This window comes from Rheinheimera aquimaris, assembly GCF_020531985.1.
GTDB lineage: Bacteria > Pseudomonadota > Gammaproteobacteria > Enterobacterales > Alteromonadaceae > Alishewanella > Alishewanella aquimaris.
In genome coordinates, this window is record NZ_JAJAVQ010000003.1 from 290,581 (window position 1) to 306,951 (window position 16,371).

Annotated in this window: 17 protein-coding genes; 5 read left to right on the plus strand and 12 right to left on the minus strand. The window is 45.2% G+C overall.

Annotation, left to right across the window (positions count from 1 at the left end):
* Positions 1-8 precede the first annotated feature (8 nt).
* Positions 9-347, plus strand: a complete 339-nt coding sequence (locus LHL18_RS10445) for an MGMT family protein (RefSeq protein WP_226767040.1) — start codon at positions 9-11, stop codon at positions 345-347.
* Here LHL18_RS10445 and LHL18_RS10450 read toward each other — a convergent pair.
* From LHL18_RS10450 to LHL18_RS10460, 3 genes are all read right to left on the minus strand, one after another.
* Entirely contained in the window at positions 344-634 is a 291-nt protein-coding gene (locus LHL18_RS10450) for a hypothetical protein (RefSeq protein ID WP_134056384.1), read from the minus strand. The two genes, LHL18_RS10445 and LHL18_RS10450, sit on opposite strands and share 4 nt — an antisense overlap.
* A complete protein-coding gene (locus tag LHL18_RS10455) occupies positions 631-996 on the minus strand; it encodes a hypothetical protein (RefSeq protein WP_226767041.1) in 366 nt (121 codons plus the stop codon). Before LHL18_RS10455 ends, LHL18_RS10450 begins: the two co-directional genes overlap by 4 nt.
* Before the next feature lie 177 nt (positions 997-1,173).
* Positions 1,174-1,557, minus strand: a complete 384-nt coding sequence (locus tag LHL18_RS10460; protein ID WP_134056388.1) for a hypothetical protein — start codon at positions 1,555-1,557, stop codon at positions 1,174-1,176.
* Between the two features lie 136 nt (positions 1,558-1,693).
* On the opposite strand from LHL18_RS10460, the gene LHL18_RS10465 reads away from it, so the two are divergent.
* Together LHL18_RS10465 and LHL18_RS10470 are read left to right on the plus strand one after the other, a co-directional pair.
* On the plus strand, positions 1,694-2,281 hold the full coding sequence (locus LHL18_RS10465; RefSeq protein ID WP_226767042.1) for an acyl carrier protein phosphodiesterase: 588 nt from the start codon (positions 1,694-1,696) through the stop codon (positions 2,279-2,281).
* 108 nt (positions 2,282-2,389) lie between these two features.
* On the plus strand, positions 2,390-3,091 hold the full coding sequence (locus tag LHL18_RS10470) for a YebC/PmpR family DNA-binding transcriptional regulator (RefSeq protein ID WP_134056392.1): 702 nt from the start codon (positions 2,390-2,392) through the stop codon (positions 3,089-3,091).
* 56 nt (positions 3,092-3,147) lie between these two features.
* Here LHL18_RS10470 and LHL18_RS10475 read toward each other — a convergent pair whose 3' ends face one another.
* A complete protein-coding gene (locus LHL18_RS10475) occupies positions 3,148-3,528 on the minus strand; it encodes a cytochrome b562 (RefSeq protein WP_134056394.1) in 381 nt (126 codons plus the stop codon).
* Between the two features lie 147 nt (positions 3,529-3,675).
* Here LHL18_RS10475 and LHL18_RS10480 point away from each other — a divergent pair, with 147 nt between their 5' ends.
* Positions 3,676-4,872 (plus strand): dipeptidase, encoded by a 1,197-nt coding sequence (locus LHL18_RS10480; protein ID WP_226767043.1) that lies wholly within the window; start codon positions 3,676-3,678, stop codon positions 4,870-4,872.
* A 45-nt stretch (positions 4,873-4,917) separates the two neighbouring features.
* On the opposite strand, the gene LHL18_RS10485 is transcribed toward LHL18_RS10480, so the two are convergent.
* Entirely contained in the window at positions 4,918-5,625 is a 708-nt protein-coding gene (locus tag LHL18_RS10485; RefSeq protein WP_226767044.1) for a DUF445 family protein, read from the minus strand.
* Positions 5,626-5,800: 175 nt separating this feature from the next.
* Here LHL18_RS10485 and yjjX point away from each other — a divergent pair, with 175 nt between their 5' ends.
* A complete protein-coding gene (gene yjjX / locus LHL18_RS10490) occupies positions 5,801-6,319 on the plus strand; it encodes an inosine/xanthosine triphosphatase (protein ID WP_134056400.1) in 519 nt (172 codons plus the stop codon).
* 12 nt (positions 6,320-6,331) lie between these two features.
* On the opposite strand, the gene LHL18_RS10495 is transcribed toward yjjX, so the two are convergent.
* From LHL18_RS10495 to LHL18_RS10525, 7 genes are all read right to left on the minus strand, one after another.
* Positions 6,332-6,520, minus strand: coding sequence for a hypothetical protein (locus LHL18_RS10495; RefSeq protein ID WP_134056401.1), 189 nt, complete (start codon positions 6,518-6,520; stop codon positions 6,332-6,334).
* A 161-nt stretch (positions 6,521-6,681) separates the two neighbouring features.
* Entirely contained in the window at positions 6,682-8,178 is a 1,497-nt protein-coding gene (gene bdpA / locus LHL18_RS10500) for a BAR domain-like protein A BdpA (protein WP_226767045.1), read from the minus strand.
* A 108-nt stretch (positions 8,179-8,286) separates the two neighbouring features.
* Positions 8,287-11,187 carry a prolyl oligopeptidase family serine peptidase gene (locus LHL18_RS10505; protein ID WP_226767046.1) on the minus strand — a complete coding sequence of 967 codons (2,901 nt, stop codon included), beginning with the start codon at positions 11,185-11,187 and terminating at the stop codon, positions 8,287-8,289.
* A 1-nt stretch (position 11,188) separates the two neighbouring features.
* Positions 11,189-11,728, minus strand: coding sequence for a hypothetical protein (locus LHL18_RS10510; protein WP_226767047.1), 540 nt, complete (start codon positions 11,726-11,728; stop codon positions 11,189-11,191).
* 531 nt (positions 11,729-12,259) lie between these two features.
* Positions 12,260-12,430: a hypothetical protein gene (locus tag LHL18_RS10515; RefSeq protein ID WP_226767048.1), complete on the minus strand. Its 171-nt coding sequence runs from the start codon at positions 12,428-12,430 to the stop codon at positions 12,260-12,262.
* Positions 12,431-12,456: 26 nt separating this feature from the next.
* On the minus strand, positions 12,457-13,170 hold the full coding sequence (locus LHL18_RS10520; protein ID WP_226767049.1) for a zeta toxin family protein: 714 nt from the start codon (positions 13,168-13,170) through the stop codon (positions 12,457-12,459).
* A 36-nt stretch (positions 13,171-13,206) separates the two neighbouring features.
* A complete protein-coding gene (locus LHL18_RS10525; RefSeq protein ID WP_226767050.1) occupies positions 13,207-16,371 on the minus strand; it encodes a type I restriction endonuclease subunit R in 3,165 nt (1,054 codons plus the stop codon).

Here is a 16,371-nt window from a genome sequence, read left to right on the forward strand (position 1 = left end):
GAATAACCATGGATGAAAGCAAATACCAACGTATCTGGCAGACCGTACTGCAGATCCCAGCCGGCAAAGTAGCAAGCTATGGCCAGATTGCCGATCTGGCGGGGCTGCCGGGCAGAGCCAGATTAGTTGGTAAAGCTCTTGGTAAAGCACCTCCTGAGTTGGAGGTACCGTGGTTCAGAGTACTCAGAAGTAACAGAAGCCTAGCTTTCACGCCAGGCTCAGAAGTTGCCGAGTTACAACGTCAGAGTTTGTTAGCGGAAGGGGTATTAGTGAAAAATAATCGCGCACCGCAACAGGATGTCTGGCAACCAGATCTGGCAGAGTTGCTATTTAAGCTAAATTACTAAACACGTTTTAAACGACTTTTTGCGCGTAACAATGCTTCCTGCTCAAACTCTTCCATATACTCTGCCAGGTCGCCTTTCCATTGTTCATCAATAGTTTCTGCACCATCTTTGAGCAAACCTACCTCCAGCTGATCCCGGCGCACCAGCAGTTGATGCGCACGGCTATGCATCTCAAGTTCTACCTCTGCCTCAATCTGACTGATTGAGCGCAGTAGCAGTAGCTTTCTGTATGCTTTAATTGCAAGCACATTGATCAATAACAGTATCAGTGTAAGTAATAAATTCATCCCATGACCGCCTGGGCAGGTTTGTGTTCAGCTTTAATGTTTGCAACCCATAACACGACAATCATTGGCACCAACATGATGTTTATCAGCGGTACGCCATACTGATACACAGACTGCAACAACTCAGTGTTACTGACAAAGCGATCAACAAACCGCAGTGATTGAATTGATGCCAGCATCAGAAATGCCAAACCGATGACATTAGCAATAAGACTGACATTCTGTCGTAGCATTGCATGAAATTTATAAAGAAGAAAAATCGCTATCCCGTCAATGCAAACAAATACGGCGTACCAAAGAAATTTGTATATCAGGCCCTGAGAGCTGGCGAGCTGATAAAGCAACGGAGTTAAAGCCGTCATAGCCCCGTTTGCCACAGCCAACACCATCAGCGAAATAACAAGAGATGAAACCTTACGCTCGAACGCTACGGATAAAACAAACAGAACAAAATAGGCTATGAAGACACTTTTCCCAAGCTCAAATAGTAATGCTTCAACGGTATCCCATCCCATAATACCCTCTCAATAATCAGTTTGTTAGGTTTTCGGTGGCTCTATGCCTTCGCCATTACCTAAAGTTACCGGAGGTTCAATACCTTCGCCATTGCCGGTAATCGTTTTTGGTGGTTCAATACCCTCACCATTTCCCAGTGTTACCGGAGGTTCTATACCTTCGCCATTACCGGTAATTGTCTTGGGTGGTTCAATGCCTTCACCATTGCCCTGAGTTACTGCTGGTGTATCTCTGGCAAGCAACAACCGGGCTCTGTCACTAATCTGCACGGAATCACTACCAGATGCTAATGCTGTTGCTGGAGTCTGTGTTGTTTGTTCTGCTTTAGTACTTATTGCATTTTTTTCCTGAGCATAAAATTGCAACTGTGCAGCACCATTATTATTAACATTACCGATCGACATCATTAACCTCGTATCTGAGTTGTTGACAACTCCATACTAAGTACTGGTCAACAATAACGCCAGTAAAGATGACAAGTTAAAGTTGACAAAAAAATGATATTTAGCAGAGCATTGTATTAAAAGCTAACAAGGACTCATCGTGAACTATCTGGCGCATATTGCACTGTCGCAGCCGAATTCATATTCACTGGTTGGCAACCTGTTGGGGGATTTCTGTAAAGGAGTACAGATCGATATGTTGCCTCAGGCGGTGCGTCAGGGTTTAGCGAATCATCGTGCCGTGGATCATTTTACTGACCACCACCCTTTGGTGCGCAATGCTAAAACGCATTTCTCAGCGCAGCGCCGTCGCTTTGCCGGTATCGCGCTGGATATGCTGTTTGACCATTTTTTGATACGGCACTGGCCGGCGTTTTACAGTCAGCCATTTGCCGCCGTCAAACAGCAGATATACAGCGATATTGCCGCAGCAGAACATCTGATGCCGCCTGAGATGGCTGCCACTATGCGAAATGTGTATCAGAAAGACTGGTTCGCCAGCTATGAGCAGTTACCGAGTCTGGGCTATGCCCTTGACAGAATTGCACAGCGCATACGCTTCACCAATCAATTCAGTGGCGTGATTGAAGAGATAGAGCCAGTATATTCTAAGCTGGAGCATGATTTTCTGCAGTTCTATCCGCAACTGCAACAGCATGTTCAGCAACTGGCGCTGGAGCAGAACTAAGCATGCTTTTACTACAGATTTATCATAAGCGTTGTTGCGTTAAAAGCCTGCTATTGGCTAGACTAGCGCCCTGTTTGTTTTGATAGCCACATATACAGGAGCGCAACAATGGGCGCACAATGGAAAGCCAAACACAAAATGGATGCCGCCAATGCCAAAGGTCGCATTTTCACCAAGCTGGCAAAAGAAATCGCCGTAGCTGCGCGTAATGGCGCCGACCCGGATATGAATGCCAAGCTACGCTCAGCCATTGAAGCGGCTAAAAAAGCCTCAATGCCTAAAGATACGCTGGAACGTGCGATTAAAAAAGGTGCAGGCTTGCTTGACGGCCCGGCCAACTATGAAACAGTCGTCTATGAAGGCTTTGCACCTCATCAGGTCCCGGTCATTGTTGAGTGTCTGACCGATAACAAAAACCGCAGTGCGATGAGTATTCGTCAGCTGTTTCGCAAAGGTCAGTTGGCAACATCGGGTGCAGTGTCGTGGGATTTTAAACATTTAGGCCAGATTGAAGCCGAAGCTGACAATGCTGATGCTGATATGGAATTAGCCGCCATCGAGGCCGGCGCACAGGATTTTGAACAAGGCGAAGACGGCGAGGTGGTATTTTTAACTGAAGCGACCGATTTGGATGCCGTAGCTAAAGCCTTGCCGGAATTTGGTTATAAAGTTCTGACTGCTAAGCTGGTATACCGAGCCAACAACCCGGTAGCGCTGGGTGATGCTGAACGGGCGGAAGTTGAAGCCTTTTTAGATGCGATAGATGCTGACGATGATGTGCAAAACGTATACGTTGGTTTAGCGGGCTAAACCTGCAAAAGTATATTAAAAAGCCATCCGACAGGATGGCTTTTTAATTTGTTACATCAGCCAAACAGTAGCTGCCAGAAACTGACTTTTCGCTGCTTATGGTAATCCTTACGCAACGTATCAACCTCACGTAAGTGGCTTTTCGCCGCCTCAATATTGTTGTGCTGAGCTTCCGTTTTAGCCTGTTGCAGCTGTGTCAGCACCTGCTGCAAGCCGTGTTTAAATGATTCGGCTTTATCTTCAGCAAAGTTGCCCTGTATAGCTTGCTCAGTCAACGCAATCAGGCGTTCCAGATGCGGCGTCATGTTGCTGCCATCCGTAGTGTCGTAGGCCTGCTTATATTCAAAGGCCATCTCTTTCATCGTTTTTTCCAGATCAACAGCAGCCGTGACGGAGCAGGCACAAAACAGACATAAACTTAACCAGACAGCTCGCATAATAAGTTCTCAAAAATGGCGTTAAAAATGGCACAGCATTGTAGCGGAAAATGTCTGGCGCTTAAATCAGCAAACCGGTCTGACAAATCTTGCTGTTTCGTTTTAAAGCTGTTGAGATAAGTGCCTGAACAGACAAGAGGCAACAACATGAAACAACAAACGACTCTTTTACTCCTGACATTGTGTGCAATCGGCATATCTGGCTGCAGCAGCACAGCAAAGCAGACATCTATTAGTGCTGACAAAGCCAGACAACTGGCGCAACAGCACATTATTATCGATACCCACATAGATGTGCCGTATCGCCTGCATAAAGACTGGGAAGATGTCAGTGTGGCAACAAAGCGCGGCGAGTTTGATTATCCGCGGGCCCGTCAGGGTGGCTTAAACGCGCCCTTTATGTCGATTTATATACCGGCTTCTTATGAGCGCACAGGCGGCGGCTATCAGTTAGCGAACCAACTGATTGACAGCATGGAAGCATTAGTTGGCCGAGCACCGGGCAAATTTGCCATGGCACACAGCACGGCAGATGTAATGTCACAATTTGGCAGCGGCAAAATATCGCTGGCGCTTGGCATGGAAAATGGCACACCTATAGAAGGCAAGCTGGAGAACCTGCAGCATTTTTATGACAGAGGTATCCGCTATATCACCTTATCACACTCAGAAAGCAACCATATTGCAGACTCAAGCTATGACTTGCGCCGCCGCTGGCATGGTTTAAGCCCGTTTGGCAAAGAGCTGGTGGTTGCAATGAACAATATCGGCATGATGATTGATATTTCACACGTGTCCGATCAAGCTTTTTATCAAACAGTTGAGATCAGTAAAGTACCGGTTATCGCCTCACATTCGTCTCTGCGCAGCTACACGCCGGGCTTTGAGCGCAATATGGACGATGCCATGATTAAAGCGCTGGCAAAAAATGGTGGTGTGGTGCAAATAAACTTTGGCTCTTCATTCGTGACGCAAATGGCCAATCAGTATGGCGCCCTGCGAAAAGCTGCAGCCAAACAGGCTGGTGTGGCAGACGATGAAGCCTTTGAGCTGCAGTTTAGAAAGCAAAACCCCTATCCGTTTGCCACTTTAGATACCGTGCTGGATCATATTGACCATGTAGTAAAACTGGTTGGCATCGACTACGTTGGCATAGGTTCAGACTATGACGGTGTCGGTGATTCATTGCCAATTGGGTTAAAAGACGTTGCCAGCTACCCCAACCTGATTGAGGGCTTGCTAAAACGCGGTTACAACGAAGCAGATATTGAAAAGATTCTGTCTGGCAATTTACTGCGCGTATGGCGTGAAGTAGAAGCTTACGCCGCTAAACAAAAAGCCTGAGTGTGTTAACAAAGACCGCACCCAACGGTGCGGTCTGGTGTTGGCTTACTGCAATACTCCTGCTATCAGGCCAATAATGCCGCCAAACACGCCGCCCCAAACCACCAGCCAACCCAAATGCTGCCTGATCATCTGTTGAATAATATCTTTTACCAGCTCAGGCGTAAGTTCATCCAGACGCTGGCGCACTATGGTATCTACTTTATTACGAACCCCTTCAAGCTGCTCAGGCTGGTCCAGCTGAGCTAACACCAGTTGACGGAACTGCTCGGACTGGGAAATATCCGTCAGCGACAGCTTAAGTTTAGCGATAAATGGCTCTTTCAGCGGTTGTAGCGCTGCACTGCCGCCAAACATTCCCAGCATGCCACCAAAAGAAGACTGCTCGACAACCTTTAACAGTGAATCAAATGCCGGCGATAAATCTGTCTGTGCAATAACAGGCTCAAAATCAAATACCGGCTCAGCGCTCTTCTGCTCATCGGCTAAGAAACGATCGATATTGTCACTGCTGAAAAACTGTGTCATTACCAGCTGATAAATACCGCTTTTAAACTGTTCGAAACGCTGTGGAATCACCCCTGAACCGTACAGAAGCGGCACTTTTTCAAATAACATGTGCACAGCCAACCAGTTGGTTAGTGCGCCTGATAACGCAAAAAGCCCGACACTGAACAGCAATGGCTGCAGTAAGTACCATCCAGCAAATGTGGCAAGCGCTGCCACCCCGTTTGTAACAACATTTTTATTCATCTAAGCCTCAACTGCGCATAGAAACTCTGGCCAGGTTAACCAAAGTACCGGATACAATGCGCCGATTCTAATCAGCAGCGCTTACCGTAGCAAGTGTGCATGTTAACGCTGCATAGTTTCGCCTGATACTGCTTCGCGTTATGCTATCAGCAGACAGCCTGAACAGAGATAAAACATGAAAATTATTGTTGCCTCAGCCAACCCGGCGAAAATTCGTGCCGTGCAGGACGCATTCTGCCAGATATTTAGCGGGCAGCCACTGCAATGCAGTGGCCAGAAAACCGTGTCCGGCGTAGCTGCACAGCCAATGACAAGTGAGGAAACCTTACAAGGAGCGCTCAACCGGCTGCAGGCAGTTGCAGCTGCCGCGCCGGGAGCAGACTATTATGTTGCGCTGGAAGCTGGTTTGGATACCGACAGCAGCTTCGCCTGGGTCTGCGTATCACATCAGGGCAGGATCAGTAAAACCCGTTCCGCCAGTTTGCCACTTCCGCCTGCTGCCCTCATGGCAATGCAACAGGGAGAAGAGCTGGGTGATGTGATGGACCGTATGTTCGCGCAGCATAACGTCAAACAACAGGGCGGGGCCATTGCTATGCTAACCAACCATCTGCTGACACGTTCTGGTGTTTATCAGCAGGCGATTATCCTGGCAATGATCCCGTTTATTCAGCCGCAATTATTCAGCAGTTGAACGTTAAACAAATTAGTTGTAACCCAGCACGGCACAGTGAGCCGTGTCTGTATCCTGACGAGCTGACTTAGATAACTCCGTGTCATCTTCGGTCCATACCAGACTTAACGCCTTACGCTCTTGCTGGGTTAAATCGACCGTCTTTTGCTGCTGAAAGAAAAAACGTTGTTGCTGAATATGGCTTTGTTTAACGGCACTCATAGCAGACTCCTGCATTAACAAAATAGTGGCTGGTCAGTACTTGCTTGCAGTACATAACGGCGAATACGTGTTAAGCATAAGAGGGTCAAGCTGAGCAGCAGCTGAACTTAGTCAAAACAGGTAAAAAATAAGTACGGTTATTACAGGGTAAGATACCGCGCTTATAAATAAGCGCGGTTAAATGACTCTTTTGATTGCTGCAGGTAAGTACGCGCCTTTTGCGCATGGCTTTCCCATAACTGCTTGTCGTTATCGTCGGTAAACGGGTTCTGACTGGCATTTACCGAACGCTCGAAGCGGTCGTAGTACGTCAGCATTGCCGATGTGATCTGATTAAACTGGTCTTTATAACTTTGCGTCTGCTCAAGCTGCTCAGAAGTTTTGAGTACAAAGCGTACCAATTCGGTATTATTGCCACCATTAAGATAGCTGTTTGCCTGTAGGCTGATATTTCCCGCCACTTCCTGCATCAACTTCTGCCGTATGGTTTCATCCTTACTCAGCGCCCTGCTTAAGGCTTCCTGCGAGCGCGCCATACTGGCGTGCTGCAGCGTGTCGCGCAATTGCTTAGTCAGATGACGGCGGAAATCTTCAATCGAAAGCTGAATTTGCAGCAGTTCAGCTTCTAAGCCGGCTACCTGCACCAACTCCTTCTCCAGTTCAGATAAAAAGCGCTCAGCATCCTGATAAATTTTTAGCCCATTTTGCTCGGCAAACTTTCTGTCTGAACGGCTCAGCCCGGCATCGCTGTAGCTTGATTTATCAAAGCTGGATGCCAGAAACGATTTAAAAGGCTCCGCAAAAGCAGAATAAGCACCACCACTGACCACGTTCAGTGTTGCGGTAGCCAAATCGCCAAACGGCTTTAACATCGAACTCAACCTGGCTTGCTGCAACGGTGTGGTAACACGTTTGGTGTCATTGATAATGCTGCGAAAGCTGGCATAAGCCATCGGGTTTGCCATGCGGTTACGTTCGCCGCTGGCCAGCACCAGCGCGTTGCCGGCATAAAGAGCGTTAGCGTATTCCAGGTACTGGCGCTGCATATCCAGCTGAGCGGCGTAATTCACGCCAAGCGTACGAAACGATTCGGCCTGTAAAGCCACATTCTGATCCTGACGCAGCTTATCCAGAATACCGCTGACTATGCGTTGTTCATTCTTCTGCAGCGCAGTCGCCAGTAAAATACGTTCAATCTGCAGATCATCAATATCAATAAGGCCGTTAACGGCTTCTATATCCAGCCGTAAATAGCGTTTTGCCGGGTCATCAACCGATACCCGGTGTGCTTTATAGCCTTGCTCACCACCGTTATATTCGATAAGCGCCACTGGCTGCCACAGCGCATTGACCGATGGCAGATCCGACACCAGCACCTGAATGCGGTAAGACGTGATATCACTCTCTGGCCTTACCCACAGCTCTAGCACCCCCATTTCACTTAGTGGCTGATTGCTAAACAGCACACTGGTCCCCGCCTTACAACGCAAGGCCAGCTCACCTGAACGTGGTGTGCCCAGCAGCGCCCGACAATCGCCTAGCTGACGCCAGTGCAGCTCGCTGCCCTGCTCAAAACCATCCTGCAACACAGCCGGATAGGCCTGCGCAGCTGCTGCCGGCAACCAGGCAGCAAAAAACAACGCAATCAGATTACGCATTGATACTCCGCAAACAGTATGGGTAAACAGATCACCGGACGGTGATATTAAAGACGGGTTATTTTACCAGCAGTAAGTACTAAAACAAGTACAGCACTTTTTAAGTTTCTACAGAGAGTCAGTTGTGACTGAAGCAATATTAGACTTCAAAATCGCCGTATCGCTAAATTGTTCTTTATGAAGCAACTTACGATTTAAATCAAAGAGCTCGACACTCCAAGTAGACCCCGTTTGTTTTAAAGGCTGCATCGAGGACCATTTTTCCCGTGGGCTGCCGTAAAGCAAACCATACTGTATATACACAACATTATTATTGGCATCCCGTTCCGTCCAGCGTGATATCAAAGCCAGCTGGTGAGTGCTGTGGTTAATACCGTCAATATCAACTTTAAAAGATACCCCAAAGTACTTATTCGATAAGCTTTCCGCGTGCACATCAGTCGTGTCTTCGACTTGCAGATACCCTTCAGCTGTTTTTTCAAAGACACCAGATGAAAGCTGGTCAAAAGACGATATATGGCTATTAAGTTGATAAGTTTTCCAAACAAACTCCTTGAGTTTCTGCAATTCGTCGTCACTGAAACTACTACCTTCAATCAACGTCGCAGCAATAACTGACTTAAATGTAGACTCCAGCCCTGTATCATCCTTTCTTTTTGCCGCTGTATTGTCCTGCAAATAAGCAAGACACCGCGAGAAGTCTCGCTCTGTTCCCGGAGCCGTACAATACCATCGTCCCAGATACAGGCTGGCTTCAGCGTTGTCTTCTGTTAGACGTAAAACCTCCGCAAGGTGATATTTGGCTTTCGCAAAATTCTGAGGTAAGAACACGCCCTCCAGATATAGCTTCCCTAACCTAAGGTGCGCGTCGACATAACCTTGCTCAGCGCTTTTGACATAAAAATGTTCAGCTTTCTGCGGATCGATAGAGACTGCCTCACCGCGGTGGTAATAAGCACCAATATTAAATAGAGCTCTTTCCTCTCCAAAGGCAGCAGCTTTTTTATAGTAATGCAGGGCCTTTTCATGATCATGTGTCAAACGTTTTTCATAACTGTAACCATCTGCAAGCACTATCTGATCTTCAGCTAAAGCGCGTTTCGCATTATCACTCCACCCCGCAGCTGGCAACTCAGGAAGAACTAAAATACGTGTGATGTAATCCACTTTAGCAGCAGCTTCATGTCGGTCTCCCCACCAGTCTCTATGACCATGCCCGGTGTTATCGTAAAAGATGGTTTCTACCGGGTGTTGTTTACGTTGCAACACATAGTGAAAACGATTGGTGTGCTCGAAATCTGCAATATTGTCTTTTTTGCCGCCAAATAACAGAATGGGCGCATGCAACTTCTCGGATAAATACACTGGAGAAACGTTTATCAGACTTTCACTATAAGCACCCACTGTTTGCTCAATATGTTTGGTATAGCTATCACCGCTACGGAAGTTGCTGGTGTTAAACAACAACATAAGGTCATAAATACCAAAACCCGCAATGACACACTGATATTGCTCAGGGTGGGTCATTGCCAACATCGTTGCAGAATAACCGCCATAGCTATTTCCGACAGCACACTGATATTTGAAAGAATATTGTCGATTCACCTCATTTACTACTGCTGTAATATCACGCTCTATTAACTGGCCGAATTGGCCGACCCCCTGTTCCATAAAACTTTTGCCATAACCAGCTGAACCGCGGAAATTAACTCTGAGAACAGCAAATCCTCTGCTGGCTAAATACTGTACTTCAGGATTAAAACTATCGTTATCCCTTATATTTATCGGTCCGCCATGCGGCATAACAAGAAGCACAGAGCGGTTAATATCCTGTGGTAAAGTTAAAAAAGCCTCTATTCTCGTGCCATCTTCGGACGCAACGGTTAAAGGCTTAGACCGGATAAGCTTCTTGTCTTCCAGCTTTTTAAATGACACATCAAGCAACACAGCTCTGTTATCTGCCGGAGTGTAAAGATAGTATCGGCCTGGCTCATCTGAGCCGTTGGCATACAGAACTTCTAATCTGTCATCAATTGTTCTATCAATGACATATATCTCCCTATCCGCGAATGCGTTTTTGATTCTGGTACTTTCTTTAATACTGTCATTATCGAAATAATGGTACTTAACCAGCCCATGCTGTATGTATGTTACCCACTCCAGCTTGCCATCTGAAGTATATTTTGCTGCTTCTAAGTCATAAAGAGGATGCTGATAAACAACATTGCCTAATGTCTGGCTTGCGATATCAAATAACCTTAATACCTTTTTATCAGTGTCTTTATTGGTAATCACGGCTAGCTGGCTTTTGCCCGCAAACCCTATTGGCAGAAAGTAGTAGTCTTCCCGCTTCAGCGTAATTGCTTTGTGCCACTTGGCTTCAGTTAAGCTTTTATAAACGAAGTTAATTGAATCATCTGCATCGAACGTTTCCAGCGCAATAATTCTTTTAAACTCATTGTCATAAAAAAATCTACGTAAATTGTCATCGCCTTTAGCCAACACTTGTGCTGATTCAAAATTATTGAGCAACAAGTCATTTATATCGATTTTGTATAAGTCGAAAATATCTTTTCGCTTTGGATTGGCTCGCTGATACATCACCGTATCGGGCTGTTCTTCCAGAACGTCGACCAGTTCACCTTCGGCTCTAACTCTCTTGAAGTTAAATTTTCCACTGGAATCATCTTTAAGACCTATCAATTGAAAGGCTTTTCCACGAATCCTCACCAGTAAAAAAACAGACTTCTCATTCAGCCATTTGTAGTCAATTAAATACTGGTTCTGTTCTAACAACATTGTTGCTGCAACAGTAAGATCATCACTACTCAAGATCAGAATAGATTGACGACCTTTCTCACGCTGTAAAAATGATACATAAGTGCCTTGAGGAGATAGCTGAAAATTATCGTTATCGGGTGATGTAAAAAGGTCAGAAAGTGCTAGCGGTTCAGCGTAAGCAGAATAGTAACTGAAGAAAAAAAATATAATAAAAGTAATGATTCTCATGCTACAGAACCTCACGTCCACTCTTCATATACTCAAAAAATGGGTCCTGCCCCGGCCCTTTGTATACCAAGTTAAAGCCAGAAAGGATTTCAGGAAAGTTCTGCTCCATAAAAACTAAAGCTTCTGAAGATCTGTTCACCAACTCGAGCCTTGCAAACATGTTCCACCAAACACCGTTACTGACAAATTCGAAATGCCCCACATAGCTGATTTTTTGAGCCTCTATGCTAAATTGCCAGTAATCAGCTTCGTCTAAATCAAACTTCCAGTATCTGGCGAGACGCACTTTTTCAATGGTGTAAGTTCCTGCGGGTAAGTCGACCAACAGATAGTTAGTCCCAGCTCTTAAATCATCACAACTCAAACGGATTCTTTTTGGCCCATCAATAAGAATATAATCAAGATCGTTATTGGTTTCGATGCCTAACAACACATACCCCTGATTATGCGCAAGAGGCGCGAAAACATCTGTTTTTATACTTCTAACCTGGCTGGAGCAACCTGTCAGCAATAATACCAAGAGCAAAAAAAACCTAAACATATACATCCTTGCAACCTAACACAGCACACTCAGCAACAGTAAGACTTTGAATTAACAAAATCAAATAAAAACAGCATTGTTAGATTGCGAGTTAGCTGTGGAGGAGTTAGCAATTTAGAATGAGTAAAAAACTTAAGACCACAAAAATCGCAATCGCAATGTAACTGATGGGGTAATAGCGTAGCGGCGAGTTCTTATTCGTCCTTTAAAACAAAAAAGACCTTTAAAATAAAGGTCTTTTTTGTTTATATGGCGGAGAGAGAGGGATTATTCCGGGCTTCCTGCCCTCCCCCCCTTCGGGGCCGCACTAACGTGCGTTCAAATTCTCTCCCGGAGAATTGGTCGAACCGAAGGGTTCTCATCAAATCCTCTCTCTCCGCCAGATTAAAACAAAAACCCCGAGCTTTTGGCTCGGGGTTTTTGTTTTAATCTGGCGGGAGAGAGTCACTCGAATAATATATTTAACATACTGATTAAAATGAGTTTTTGATTTAGAGCAAACATGGGATGCCCCCAAGAAAACCCCTTAAACTAGCGTTTCTGTCCGCCCTTGGAGGATTGCTCCATGACTTTACGCTGGGCATTGTTAGCTTGCTGCAGTACAGATAAAAACACTTCTTTTTTCTGGCTGTGAGTAGCATTGCGGAAAAAATCAGAGATAGAAGCAAACCCCGCGTTGGGCGCCGTTCTTACATCTGCCATAGTAAATTTCTCCCGTTGCAAAACACTTATACGACCGTTTTAAGCAGGTCTTCTTTTAACTGGCGCGCATTATAATTCCACTCAAGGTGATCATCAATGCGCTTATCTACATTAATATACTCGGTACTGTTTATGTCAAGGTCTTTCATTAACAGCGTGACATTTACTGCATCAGCAAAGTCATGCTTAATTTGATCAATCACTTGTTTAGAGGCTAAAAATTGATCGATAAAGGTATCAAGCAAAATTCGCCGCCCTTCCTGCTGCTCTCTTGCTTCAACAAAGCCCCAGGACACTATCGGACTCTGGAATACGTACATTAGTTCAACTACGTGGCCATGGCGCAAAGCTCGGTCCACGTTTTTCCTGGCAACTTTTAAGCTAGAAAAGGTGCCATCAAGAATAAAGCTCTGCTTATTTTTGAATACCTTATCCAAAATACGCTCGACTAACAGCGATACAGCACCCTGAAACAGATGAGAGTTGCTACCATCATAACCAGGCAACAAGCTACGGTATTCATCCGCATCTATGCGTAATGTATTAGAAAACTGGGCAGCTAGAGCTTGTGAAACTTCAGTTTTACCCGCACCGGGCGCGCCAGCCATAAATACAGCAGTCGGCTGCTCCATAGTAGGATATAGATTTATATCCGTGAGTTGTTTTGCAATCCGCTCACGATTTCTCTTAGCAAATTCACAAGCCGCGTTGATTATCGCTTGTTCTTGATGCGAGTACATTAAACCAACTTTTTCAAAACGCAGGTCTCCAATGATCTATTTTGTCCACGAGTTAGACAATGTTTCAGCCTGCTTTAATACAAGCTCTACTGCCTCGGCTGCTCTGTCTGGTGGATATTTGTAACGCTGCAAAGTGCGGCGCACGAGTATTTTCAATTTGGCACGTACGCTATCACGCACTTGCCAGTCGACAGTGGTTGATTTTCTCAGCTTGTCAGTTATCTCTATGGCGATCTTTTTCAAGACCTCATCACCAAGCTCTCGCACGGCACTCTCGTTATTAGCCAAGGCGTCGTAAAAAGCAACTTCATCAGGTGTTAACCCCAGATTGGCTTCTCGTAACATTTCTTGCTGAAACTCTTTAGCTAGCTTGATAAGTTCTTCAATAACCTGAGCAGTTTCAATTGCACGATTGTTGTACTTTCTAAGCGTTTCTTGCAAGCGATCGGCGTATTTCTTTTCCTGAACGACGTTGTTACGCGTTTTCGCTTTAATGTCATCTTTCAGCAATTTTTCAAGCAACTCAACCGCTAGGTTGCGCTCCGGCATCTGTCGCACATCTTCTAAAAACTCGTCCGATAACAAGCCAATGTTGGGTTTGTCCAAGCCACAAAGCGCAAACACGTCAGCAACACCTTCAGCTATAACCGCATTATCAAGGATCTGTTTCAGTGCAGAGTTCTTCTCTTCCTGAGTGCGCTTTTTATCAACGCTGGTAAATTTGCTGATTGCGGCCTTAATAGCTGAGTAAAACGCAATTTCTTTCCTTAACGCTTTAGCCTCATCCAATGTGCTGCATAGTGAATAAGATTTTGTTGCTGCCAACACTAAATCTAAGAAACGCTTTTTACCATCCTCTAAGCCGAGTACATAGTTGGCGGCAGGCACCAATAGCTTGTGGGCTTGTGTTTCATAGCCAGAAATATCTATGCCAGCTGACTTCGGTGTTTTACCAAACATGCCTCGGATAGCGTCAATTTTTTCTAATAGAATAGAAAAAGCCTCTTCCGCATTAAGCGTAGGCTCGCCTTTACCTTTTGAGTCCGTGTAAGTTTTTAGTGCTTGCTTAAGCTCATTGGCTATACCGATGTAATCAACAACCAGGCCGCCTGGCTTGTTTTTAAAGACACGGTTAACCCGAGCGATAGCCTGCATTAGGTTATGCCCCTTCATAGGCTTATCGACATACATTGTATGACAACAAGGCGCATCAAACCCCGTTAACCACATATCCCTTACAATGACTAATTTGAGCGGGTCGTTAATATCTTTAAAACGCTTTTCTAAACGTTTTTTTGTCTTTTTGTTGTATATATGAGGTTGCAGCAATAGCTTGTCCGAAGCCGACCCTGTCATAACAATCTTTATAGCCCCTTTTTCAGGATCATCAGAATGCCATTCGGGGCGTTGCGCTACTATTTCGTTATAGAGATGAGCACAAATATCACGGCTCATCGCCACGATCATGGCTTTACCGTCCATAATAGCGTTACGTGTTTCAAAGTGTTTAATAAGGTCGGCAGCAACCTGTTTTAATCTTGGCGTGGCTCCCACTAACTTTTCAAGACGACTCCACTCCCCCTTCGTTTTCTCTCGGTTGCTAACGTCTTCTTCATCTTCAACTACTTCCTCAACCTGATCTGACAGCTGGGCGATTTCAGCATGGTTTAAGTCAAGTTTCGCTAAACGAGATTCGTAGTAGATGGGAACGGTTGCGCCATCATCCACAGCATCTTGGATGTCATAAATGGATACATAACCACCAAATACAGCGCGAGTGTCTTTGTCTTCTTGGGATATGGGCGTGCCTGTAAAGCCAATAAAAGAAGCAAAAGGCAAGGCATCTCGCATATGCTTGGCGTAACCAAACTTATATTGGCCGTCGGCACTCAGTGTAGCTTTAAGGCCATATTGGCTGCGGTGTGCTTCGTCTGAGATAACAACTATATTGTGACGATCATTGAGAACTGGATGATATTTCTCGTCGTCAAGCAGGGCAAACTTTTGTACTGTGGTAAAAATGATACCGCCAGACTCTCTTTCAGCTAATAACTGCCTTAAGGCATCTCTATCAGCTGCCTGAACAGGTGTTTGCTTCAATAGCTCTACTGCATTACAGAACGTGGCATAGAGTTGGCCATCTAAATCATTTCGGTCAGTCACCACTACTAACGTCGGGTTGTTCATTGGCTTTTGCTGAAGCAATTTGCCTGCATAACAACACATCGAAATACTTTTTCCGCTGCCTTGTGTATGCCACACCACGCCGGCTTTTTTACTGCCAGGCACTACCTCATCGCCATAGGTTGCCCGTTTTTCGCTCACGCCATCCAGTTGTTGTGCGGCTACCACAGTAGCTTTTACCGCTTCGCGCACCGCATGGAATTGATGATAGCCAGCAATCTTTTTAATAATGATTTCGCCATCTGTTTCAAACAACACGAAAAATCGGATGTAATCCAGCAGCAATTCACGGTCAAAGAAACCGCGCACCATGGTTTCCAACTGCCATTCCAGAAGCGGCCTATCATCTTCATTCTTAATGGTACGCCATGGCATAAAGCGTTCTTGATTGGCTGTTAACGAACCAACTCTGGCGGTATAACCATCACTGACCACTAACGCCTCATTGAAAACAAACAGGTCTGAGATTTCATCTTTGTAGGTTTGCAGTTGATTAAAGGCGTCCCAAATATCAGCGTTTTCATCGCTAGGGCTTTTAAGTTCAATAACAGCGATAGGTAAACCATTAATAAAACATATAATATCAGGCCTACGAAGCTGTTTAGTGCCAGTAATAGTGAACTGATTAATAACTGAAAACGTGTTGTTATTTAGATTATCGAAATCAATAATAAAAGCATGATCTGAAACTGGCTCTCCATCTTCTTTTTTGTATTCAACGGGGACACCTTCCAATAACAATCGATGAAATGCGCGGTTATTGGTGATCAAATCCAAACTTTCAGGTTTTAAAACAATCGCTTTAAACTGCTCGAAGCAATGTTCAATTTGCGCAGCAGGAAGGTGTTGATTAATCGTTTCAAATGCTGCTCTAAATTGACCATCTAATACCACTTGCGCGTAGTCATTACGAAGTGGGTTATCGCTATCTGGGGCAATATCAGGGCCATGTAAAACATCCCAGCCACCTTCACTAAACCAATATAAGCAGAGGTTTTCTAGTTGATCTTCGTTCAT

Bases quoted from the DNA above. Each gene is read 5' to 3' on its own strand.
- LHL18_RS10495 (WP_134056401.1), bottom strand. From the start codon at position 6,520: ATGAGTGCCGTTAAACAAAGCCATATTCAGCAACAACGTTTTTTCTTT.
- yjjX (WP_134056400.1), top strand. From the start codon at position 5,801: ATGAAAATTATTGTTGCCTCAGCCAACCCGGCGAAAATTCGTGCCGTG.
- LHL18_RS10525 (WP_226767050.1), bottom strand. From the start codon at position 16,371: ATGAACGAAGATCAACTAGAAAACCTCTGCTTATATTGGTTTAGTGAA.
- LHL18_RS10475 (WP_134056394.1), bottom strand. From the start codon at position 3,528: ATGCGAGCTGTCTGGTTAAGTTTATGTCTGTTTTGTGCCTGCTCCGTC.
- LHL18_RS10510 (WP_226767047.1), bottom strand. From the start codon at position 11,728: ATGTTTAGGTTTTTTTTGCTCTTGGTATTATTGCTGACAGGTTGCTCC.
- LHL18_RS10460 (WP_134056388.1), bottom strand. From the start codon at position 1,557: ATGATGTCGATCGGTAATGTTAATAATAATGGTGCTGCACAGTTGCAA.
- LHL18_RS10470 (WP_134056392.1), top strand. From the start codon at position 2,390: ATGGGCGCACAATGGAAAGCCAAACACAAAATGGATGCCGCCAATGCC.
- LHL18_RS10505 (WP_226767046.1), bottom strand. From the start codon at position 11,187: ATGAGAATCATTACTTTTATTATATTTTTTTTCTTCAGTTACTATTCT.
- LHL18_RS10520 (WP_226767049.1), bottom strand. From the start codon at position 13,170: ATGTACTCGCATCAAGAACAAGCGATAATCAACGCGGCTTGTGAATTT.
- LHL18_RS10445 (WP_226767040.1), top strand. From the start codon at position 9: ATGGATGAAAGCAAATACCAACGTATCTGGCAGACCGTACTGCAGATC.
- LHL18_RS10485 (WP_226767044.1), bottom strand. From the start codon at position 5,625: ATGAATAAAAATGTTGTTACAAACGGGGTGGCAGCGCTTGCCACATTT.
- bdpA (WP_226767045.1), bottom strand. From the start codon at position 8,178: ATGCGTAATCTGATTGCGTTGTTTTTTGCTGCCTGGTTGCCGGCAGCA.
- LHL18_RS10480 (WP_226767043.1), top strand. From the start codon at position 3,676: ATGAAACAACAAACGACTCTTTTACTCCTGACATTGTGTGCAATCGGC.
- LHL18_RS10515 (WP_226767048.1), bottom strand. From the start codon at position 12,430: ATGGCAGATGTAAGAACGGCGCCCAACGCGGGGTTTGCTTCTATCTCT.
- LHL18_RS10455 (WP_226767041.1), bottom strand. From the start codon at position 996: ATGACGGCTTTAACTCCGTTGCTTTATCAGCTCGCCAGCTCTCAGGGC.
- LHL18_RS10450 (WP_134056384.1), bottom strand. From the start codon at position 634: ATGAATTTATTACTTACACTGATACTGTTATTGATCAATGTGCTTGCA.